The organism is Paenibacillus sp. GCM10027629 (assembly GCF_042676425.1).
Taxonomy (GTDB): domain Bacteria; phylum Bacillota; class Bacilli; order Paenibacillales; family Paenibacillaceae; genus Paenibacillus_K; species Paenibacillus_K terrigena.
In genome coordinates, this window is the sequence record NZ_JBHTGZ010000012.1 from 1 (window position 1) to 8550 (window position 8550).

Annotated in this window: 11 protein-coding genes; all 11 read right to left on the minus strand. The window is 40.2% G+C overall.

The features are described 5' to 3' along the window. Positions 1-318: 318 nt before the first annotated feature. On the minus strand, positions 319-705 hold the full coding sequence (locus ACFQZR_RS20730) for a hypothetical protein (RefSeq protein ID WP_379349477.1): 387 nt from the start codon (positions 703-705) through the stop codon (positions 319-321). Between the two features lie 123 nt (positions 706-828). Beyond that, positions 829-1671, minus strand: coding sequence for a tyrosine-type recombinase/integrase (locus ACFQZR_RS20735; protein WP_379349479.1), 843 nt, complete (start codon positions 1669-1671; stop codon positions 829-831). Positions 1672-1767: 96 nt separating this feature from the next. Then, positions 1768-2133, minus strand: coding sequence for a hypothetical protein (locus ACFQZR_RS20740; protein ID WP_379349481.1), 366 nt, complete (start codon positions 2131-2133; stop codon positions 1768-1770). Positions 2134-2291: 158 nt separating this feature from the next. Further along, positions 2292-2876: a hypothetical protein gene (locus tag ACFQZR_RS20745; RefSeq protein WP_379349483.1), complete on the minus strand. Its 585-nt coding sequence runs from the start codon at positions 2874-2876 to the stop codon at positions 2292-2294. A gap of 102 nt (positions 2877-2978) precedes the next feature. Further along, on the minus strand, positions 2979-3263 hold the full coding sequence (locus ACFQZR_RS20750) for a hypothetical protein (RefSeq protein ID WP_379349485.1): 285 nt from the start codon (positions 3261-3263) through the stop codon (positions 2979-2981). A gap of 191 nt (positions 3264-3454) precedes the next feature. Next, complete coding sequence (locus ACFQZR_RS20755; protein ID WP_379349487.1) at positions 3455-4054, minus strand: GNAT family N-acetyltransferase; 600 nt, start codon at positions 4052-4054, stop codon at positions 3455-3457. Positions 4055-4213: 159 nt separating this feature from the next. Next, positions 4214-4651, minus strand: coding sequence for a hypothetical protein (locus ACFQZR_RS20760; protein ID WP_379349489.1), 438 nt, complete (start codon positions 4649-4651; stop codon positions 4214-4216). A 168-nt stretch (positions 4652-4819) separates the two neighbouring features. After that, complete coding sequence (locus tag ACFQZR_RS20765) at positions 4820-5350, minus strand: DUF4358 domain-containing protein (RefSeq protein ID WP_379349491.1); 531 nt, start codon at positions 5348-5350, stop codon at positions 4820-4822. Between the two features lie 187 nt (positions 5351-5537). Continuing rightward, positions 5538-6023 (minus strand): hypothetical protein, encoded by a 486-nt coding sequence (locus tag ACFQZR_RS20770; RefSeq protein ID WP_379349493.1) that lies wholly within the window; start codon positions 6021-6023, stop codon positions 5538-5540. 196 nt (positions 6024-6219) lie between these two features. Further along, positions 6220-7695: an amidase family protein gene (locus ACFQZR_RS20775; protein ID WP_379349495.1), complete on the minus strand. Its 1476-nt coding sequence runs from the start codon at positions 7693-7695 to the stop codon at positions 6220-6222. 175 nt (positions 7696-7870) lie between these two features. Continuing rightward, entirely contained in the window at positions 7871-8446 is a 576-nt protein-coding gene (locus ACFQZR_RS20780) for a lipoprotein (protein ID WP_379349497.1), read from the minus strand. Positions 8447-8550: the final 104 nt, after the last annotated feature.

Sequence of the window (8550 nt, forward strand, 5' to 3'; positions counted from 1 at the left end):
GAACCATTCCTGATAGGGATATAACGTGCAAAGACATCTCATCCACTCCCATGTACACTTAATTTGTGCAATTCAAAATTCATTGAGGCATCACTTTGTGGTAGGGTTCACCGCGTAAGATCTTAAACTATCCTGCCCGTTAGCTCAACGAGGCTGCCGTTTCATGTCGGCAGCCTCGTCCTGTGATTGTTAAGCTATAGTGTCCCTTTAGGTTAGTGGCTTTACAACTCCGGAATCATATTTTAAAAGGGCTTCAGTTAGTTTTTGTTCAGTAAGGTGAACTAAGATTACTCCCAAACGCTTCGTTTACATCATGAGTTATTTAGTGGAAAGATCGTCAATCGCTTGAACAGCAAGTTCCAACGCTTTAATTCTTCTTTCTAAAAGCGTTCTTTGGGGACTACCTGCCTTTGACTTAGTATAACCGTTTTCAATTGATGGAAATAAACCAGTAATCACATTGCGAGCTTCTGCTAAATCTTCCTGGGTGTAATGATGGGGTCTTTGATTCCAAACGTGTTCTAGCATGGCTAAGCCGATGTAAACAGCTTTGAGTCGTTTCTTTACTAGGGTAGTATTTGCACCATTTTGAGTCATCTGGGACAAGGCATTCTCAAGTTTACTGATTGTCGATTGTAATGATTTTGTTGATTCCAATTTATCTAACTCTGTAATTTGATTAATTACAATATCGTCTTTGTTCACCGCTACGAATCCTCCTCTAACCCCACTTTTTTAGATCGCAAAAATTATTGGAACTGTCCTGCCCTTTAGTTGAGTAACAGTTTTCTTAGGTGCATTTCATCTATACTCAATATTACAGAAATGCTAAAAAAACCGGCGGTAGAGTTCTCGTCGGCGCTCCCCGCGCAGCTGGGCATAAATTTGAGTGGTTGATGTTTTTTCATGCCCCAACATGCCTTGAATGAAATCTAATGGTGCTCCGTTATCAAGGAGCTGACACGCATAGGTATGACGAAATCGATGCGGATATACATTTGCTTCGAGTTCTCCCCGATCAGCAAGCCGCTTTAATGCCCACCTGATTGTCGGAATAGCCATTCGTCTTGTTGGATGTGTATCGGTTACAAATAAGGCCTTGCAGAAATCCTCTCGGCTCGCGAGATACTTCTTCAACCACACTTTACACTCGGTTGTAAAGTAAACCTCTCTCTGTTTTGAACCTTTGCCGTTTACAATAGCGGAGCAGTTCTCCCAGTTCAGGTCATCAATATTTAACTTCTCCACCTCTCCAACCCGGCAGCCGGAACTGTAGAGAAACTCCAGAAGTGCCCTTTCCCTCAGGGACTGGCAAGAGATTTTCAAGTGAATGACATCTTCTTCGATCAAAAATTTAGGAATACGCTTGTCCATTTTGGGTTCGCGTAGCTTTAAAGCAGGATTTGATGATAAGTATGTTTCTTCAAAGGCAAAGCGGAATAGGGAACGAACAAAACGGATGCGATGACCTAAACTGCTAGGCTTCAACCGATCAGACTGCTTGGCTAAGTATTCCTTCAACAAGTTAAGTGTAACCTCAGAAATATCCAGGTCTCCTAGTTCTCTTAGTAACATTTTGAGCTGCAGGGTATAGGCTTTCAATGTACTCGGACTAAAGCCTTGGATACGTTTATCAGCTTCGTACAGTCGCCATAACTCACTTAAAATCATAAAAAACCTCCCATAAGAGCTATTAAATCTAGTTTTGCATCTCATGGAAGGTTTTAATCTATTTAACTAGCGTGTTCCGTTAGTTCAACAAAGAATTTAATTCCAGTTACTTTTTTTCGAGAGAATAACAGTAAAGCCAACCACCTTATAGCCATTTGTTCTGTCGTTCTGAAATGTAATCTGAACAGTATCAGCCTTAGTACGGTTGGTCACATTTCCTTGTATCATGAATTCACGTACATCCGAATCCGTGAGGGGGAGTATTCGGGCATTATCGAAAATAAAATCAGTATGATACTTTTCCGTTAGAATGCTCATTATTTTGGGATGAAGTTCTGTAAATAAGGCTTCTTGCAGAAAAGTTGTATTTGATCTAGGTAATGTTCCATTACCGGAAGCTGAATTACTACTCGAGGTCAAAGATATTACTGCTATTACAATTGCTAAAATCGTCTTCCTCAATAAGTTCACTCCTCGCAGACTAGATATATTATTTTTCCCCATTTATCACAAAATAATTAAATAGTCATTGTTCAGCTAAACTGCCAGTTAGGTTAACAAAAATAAGCAGGCTTCGGCAGCCTGCTCAATAATATGTGCTATTCAACTAACGTGTCCCGTTAGCTTAATCCTTTTTTCCACCGGCTTCGTTTAAAAATAATGATAAATAAAATAATTACAAGTAAAAAAGTCATGGTGATAATGAAATAATTGATAGTTTTATTTGATTCTTTCAATTCATCTATTTGTTGAAGATCATTTTTTGCGTTCGACAGTTCTTTTGTACCGCCACAAACTGTGTCTGTCGCTAATTCCCCTTCCTCATACTTATATAGATAATTCTCCTTTGTTGTTTTGTAAGCATACACAAGATACTCTTTGCCTTCCAGTAACTCACTTCCAACGGCAGTAACAACAGTAACTACGTCGTGTGAACTTCCTTTAATTGTTGATTTAACTTCAAATGTAACCCTGCTTTTGGGGGTTAACTGACCTACATTTTCAAACAATGTTTCCATTACTTTACCAATAAAAACCGAATCATGTCTTTTATACAACTCTTTCGGTTCTAAACTGTTACCACACGACCATGCATAGCTTTCATTCGGTGAAAAAACTATAAATGTGAAAAATAACAACATAGCAATACTACCAAAACTTTTAATTACCTCACCCACTTTTTTCAATTTCCAACTCTTGTTCATTACCATTATACTACCAATTCGATTTAAACTATCCTGCCCGTTACTTTAACAAAGCAAAAAGGAGTTACCCATGCAAGCTCCTTACTCTCGTGTCCCGTTAGCTCAATGCGATGTTATTTCTTTGAAAGTCATCTCCGAACCCGTTATATGGTATCCATCTTTATCATGCGTAATAACTCTTATGTAGTTACTGTTTGCATCAATAATCCAAACTGTGTCTTTATCAATTTGAACTGTAGAAATTTCCTGAGGCATGGGTTGACCAGGTATACCTTGAACCGTCACCAAGTTATTGTTAAGAGGAACCGCAATTTTATTTACAGCCCATATCGTTAAAACTGTAATCCAAATCATTATAATTAGAGCAAAGACATTTTTCTGCGACATTTCTTCTCACCTCATTCTAAAATTGGTAACCATTTATGGTGTGTCACCCACCCTTGTACCTCCCAGCAGTACAATTAATCCTTATAATACCTATATGGAACTAACCTGCCCGTTAGTTGAGAAAAGGCAGCCGATCTCAAGAAGTCAGCTACCTTCAAATGTCTTTTATTGAGCTATCGTATCACGTTAGTTTAGTCAACTCGTTGCTTATCTGGTTTAACCCATTCATTCGGTGTGAAAGACCATTTCAGATTACTACAAATTTTACTCCAGCGTTCTTCACTATCTTCGGTATAGAGGAATGGAACAAAGCCAATTTTCAAATATATTTTAAGGGCAGATAGACGATGATCATTTGTAACTACACGGATATTCCTATATCCAGCTTGAATCAGACGTGCAGTAGCGGTAGCTGATACTGTGTATCCAATTCCTTTTCCTCGATGCTCAGGTAAGGTAATAACATAGCCAATGTCCCCACCGAATTGAAAGTGCCAATGTGGTGATGAAGGATGGTGAAGAGCCGATGCTGTACTTACAACTTTGCCCGTCTCCTCATGAACTACGAAAAATAAGCCCTCAGGCAGGACATGGTCTAAGAATTCATTAATATGTACCTCGCCACTCTCCCATCCTTCAGACGCCAATAACTTTGCAAGGTTAACCTCGTCACCCACTTGATATGTTCTTAATTGATACCCGTCACTTAGTTCTGGAATTTTTAGCGGTGGCTTCAAACGATTATGTGGATACACCAGAAAAATCGGTCTTGTACGTTTCTCAATTGTCAATTTATCACCCCACTTAAAAATCGTACCGAATATATATATTTCCCTACATGACTAAACAATCCTCCCCGTTAGCGTAACGAAAAAAGCAACCGAATCGATAATCGGCTGCCTTCTTGTTGCGATTGAACTATCGTGTCCCGTTAGCTTAATGGAAGAGGCTTATTCTTCCCATGGGAACTTAAACCCACCTAATCCATATGTGCCTTTTATTTGATCAATATAATCTTGTTTATCGAAATGGAACGTAAATTGCTTATCGAATAACTTACCTCTACCATCAATGTAAGTCCAAGTTATTATGTCTTTGGTCATTTCAATAAATAATGATACAGCCCCGCATCCCAAATCAGCACATGCAGGACATATATATATTGAGTTCTTCCCATTTGGAAAATCGGGTTTACTCATTAAAATTAACCTTGAGATTTGTTCATTTTGAAACTCTTCACTGCCCCATCCTAAACAAGATACAAAATCGAAATCCTCAGCATATATATCGTATAATGATTGTCCGTCTACTATAAAATCTGCAAAAGTAATCGGTCCTGGATAACCCTCTCTTAAACGACTTTTGAATTCTAATTTCGAAATTCTCATTTTTAATCCTCGCTATTTATATAAGTGGTCATGGTGATTCTAAATGGATTATACCAATTATTCAACTAAACTGCCAGTTAGCTCAACGAGGCTGCCGGTTCATGTCGGCAGCCTCGTTCTGGTGATTGTTAAGCTATAGTGTCCCGTTAGTTCAATGTTTTTAAGCAATCATGCTCTCTTATCATAATTGATTTTATCAAGATATGATTCAACAAGTTGATTGCCACTTCCGGTGCTGTCGCTGATTGTTAAAATTACATAGTTTCTTGTTCTACGGATGTAATAACCTCGCAGGCGTTCATATTCTTCTGCATTTTCCGATTGATATTTGTTTATAAGCTCATTGCAAAAGGAGCTTATCGCACTTTGAATAATGTCGGCACTTTGTGGACTATTCGCTTCGATAATTGCAAATTCTCTGGTGGTGCCATCTGTGCTAACGAACACTTTCGCACTGGAAACATCTGAGACGGTTACGCCGCTGTAATGTTCCTTAATATTGGAAATATCCAGTTCCTTCATGTCTTTGTAATAAACCGATGACGTCAGCATAAACTCGGAAAACTTATTGATATCAATTTTTGTTTTGGGTTGCATCAGGACGTAAATACTTGTTAGGACAATCACTGCAGCTACTAAGGCAAAAACGAGTTTTTTCTTTGATATAGTTATTATGAAGCTCTCCTCCTTGTTAAGCACATCAAATAAATGATTACAATCTGTGTGGTCTCTTTGGGTGAAAGATGATCCTCGATACCTTTTATTCGCTGGTTATTGGTTACAATCCTTCCAAGACCATTCAACTAACCTGCCCGTTAGCGCAACGCGGCTGCCGATCCATGCCGGCAGCCGCGTTTTAGTTATTTTATTAAGCTATAGTGTCCCGTTAGCTTAACGGTCTGGTTGCCGTATACAAATCAAAAAATCCAGGTTTGTTTGCATCGTTCACTTCGAAATGTCCATAGACCATTTCTGGGACTCGCATAGAAGTTTCAAAAAAACGATCCATGGCTTGATAGCCCTGACGTTCATCTGCAATTGGGATGTCAGAGACAAGTCCATATTCGGTTGGTGGGATGTTGATTTTAGTAAACCATTCAGGCACCATATCATCATTCTCAATCTCTATCGCTACGATAACGGAAAACGTGTCTGGTAATTGTTTTTCACCCGATGGGAGAACTGAATAGACAATGTCCCTATTAATCCAACCAGGAAAATGCTCGGCTGCCGTTAGAAGGCTATGTTTGGCTACATTGAAAAGACTAACTCCCTTATCAGCATAAGGCCTTCCCCCAACAAATGGGATACCAACTAACTTAATTTCATTTCTTTTTACACGTACTGCCTCAAAATTACTCACGTCATTCATTATTAAAACCACTCCCTCCGAAATTTAGCTTTCGTTTACATTCGACACCGAATTCCAGTTCCTCCATTTAATTCCACTAAACTGCCCGTTAGCGCAACGCGGCTGCCGATCCATGCCGGCAGCCGCGTTTTAGTTATTTATTAAGCTATAGTGTCCCGTTAGCTCAACGATTTACTTCGAGCTGAAACTACATCAACTAGTTCAAATTTGGCGGACGACGAAATAGTGTAGCTTGTTCAAAACTATAGGCGATTCGGATTAGTGTTGGCTCACTGAAAGCCCTCCCAGAAAAAACTACACCAAAGGGACCTTGCGTCGAATCACCATCCGCATCAATTATTCCTTTTGATGAATAACCGGCTGGTACCGTAATTAGAGGATACCCTAACCGTGCAGCAATGTACATTCCATCAATGTCACCAGGTAGCATTAATGCATCTAATCTGTGTTCATCGAGTGCGTGGTCAATCCCTTCCGCTATAGCCGGATGGTTATATTCTTCTCGTTTAAGTTGATAGGTTGCTTCGTTTAGACCATTTTGTTCAGAGCGTATCAGATTGTCTTGGCCAAACTTCAATGAAGATGCAGCATGCTTCTGATTATATGCAATCAATTCTTGTAGAGAATGCACGGGGAGATCCGGGTTCAACTTAGATAAGTACTGATCTAGCCCTGTTTTGAATTCGTAACAGATAACATCATTGTTCCATGGATGCTGTTCCAAATGTAAATCTACTGGATCGATAACTGTAGCACCTTGCTCTCGTAGAACATTGATGGCGGACTCCATAATTGAAAGTCTTTCTTCATCTAAGGATCGATAGTAATGTCTAGGAATCCCAATGCGAGCATTGCGTAGAGAATCCTTATCGAGGTAAGTTGTATAGTCATGATAAGTAGGATATGGACTATTCCAAGTTGCCTGATCATTCTCATCATATCCAACGATTACTCCGAGTAAAGTTGCTGCGTCAGCGACTGTTTTACAGATTGGTCCCGGTGTATCCTGACTTAAAGATATCGGGATAATACCGCTACGGCTTGCGAGCCCTACCGTTGGCTTAATCCCGACGAGAAAATGTTGGCTGGCCGGTCCAATAATCGAACCTGCGGTTTCTGTCCCTATTGCAGCAGCTGCTAGGTTTGCTGCTATGGCTGCAGCAGATCCTGAACTTGAACCGCTAACGAAAAGCTTGCCAGGCCCATATGGATTCAGTACATATCCGCCTCTAGAACTGTATCCAGCTGGCATACGGCTAGATATAAAATTTGACCACTCGGTCATATTTGCCTTTCCTAAGAGAACTGCGCCGGCAGCGCGGAGCTTTGTAGCTATGAACGAATCTTCATGAGCAAACGACTCTGCCAATGCAAGTGAACCAGCGCTTGTATGCATTTGATCATGTGTATCGATGTTATCCTTTAGTAGAATTGGAATTCCGTGCAGTGGTCCCCGACTTCCGGTTGATTTTAGCTCACGGTCAAGACTCCTTGCGATTTCAATCGCATCTGGATTAATCTCTAATACAGCATTGATTAATGGATTATACCTATGAATTCTTTCGATATATGCAAGGACAAGGGATTCGGAAGTACATTCACCCATAGTCATTGCCTTTTGAATGCTCATGAAATCTGCATTTTGAATCCAATCATGCAAGTTGGTGTTCATATTGTAAAATACCCTCCGGTACTGATGAATTTGATGAACGGTTTGATGGGATAAATTATAAATAATTCGATTAAGTACAGTAAAGGTCATATTCGTTTATAATCAAATATTACCTAATCCTCTTGATGATATTTACTTCACCTGTTTAGCGAAATATTAAAAATCGGAAATAGACCTACTCTAAAAAAAGCGCCATTTTCTGATCTATCAGTCCAATCTGAGAGGCCGCACCGCCCTGGTTACTATCGAACATCGCGGAGACAAGAAAAATCTGTTCTCGTTTCTCCTGAACCGCAACAGAGAATACTTGCATCTTATCGACAAACTTACCCGCCTTCATATCGTAGGCATAATCGAGATTATTCGGCGTTGCTTCATACGCATATTTGCGCCCATAGAGATTCATGACTTCGGCTTTGCTCATCCCGACGCGTGCTCCGCGAGATGTTTGATACACGCCTTCAGAACCTTCCATCAATTGAAAGCCCACGACGACATCGCCGCGATACGCTACGCGCACACCTGAATGATACATTACGAAGGGGTGCCCGCTATCGCCACCGTCCTGAATGATCGCCTCAATATTCGCTCTCAAATCACCATAACAGAGGGCCTTGCTATTTTGTATGCTAACAATGCACTTATCCTTATCCGAGAAAGTATCCGCCTTAAACGAAGTCTTTTGCCCCTGGCAGCCGCTAATCGCGAACAACGTGATTACGCTGATCATCCATAAGTTTATCCTCTTCACAACACCCCTCCTTTCATAAGGAATATTATACTTCATTTGTAAATTTTTTTGACTGTGGCGGGGTTTCTCTAAACGACGAAATTCATTCCGTTATCCTGCCCGTT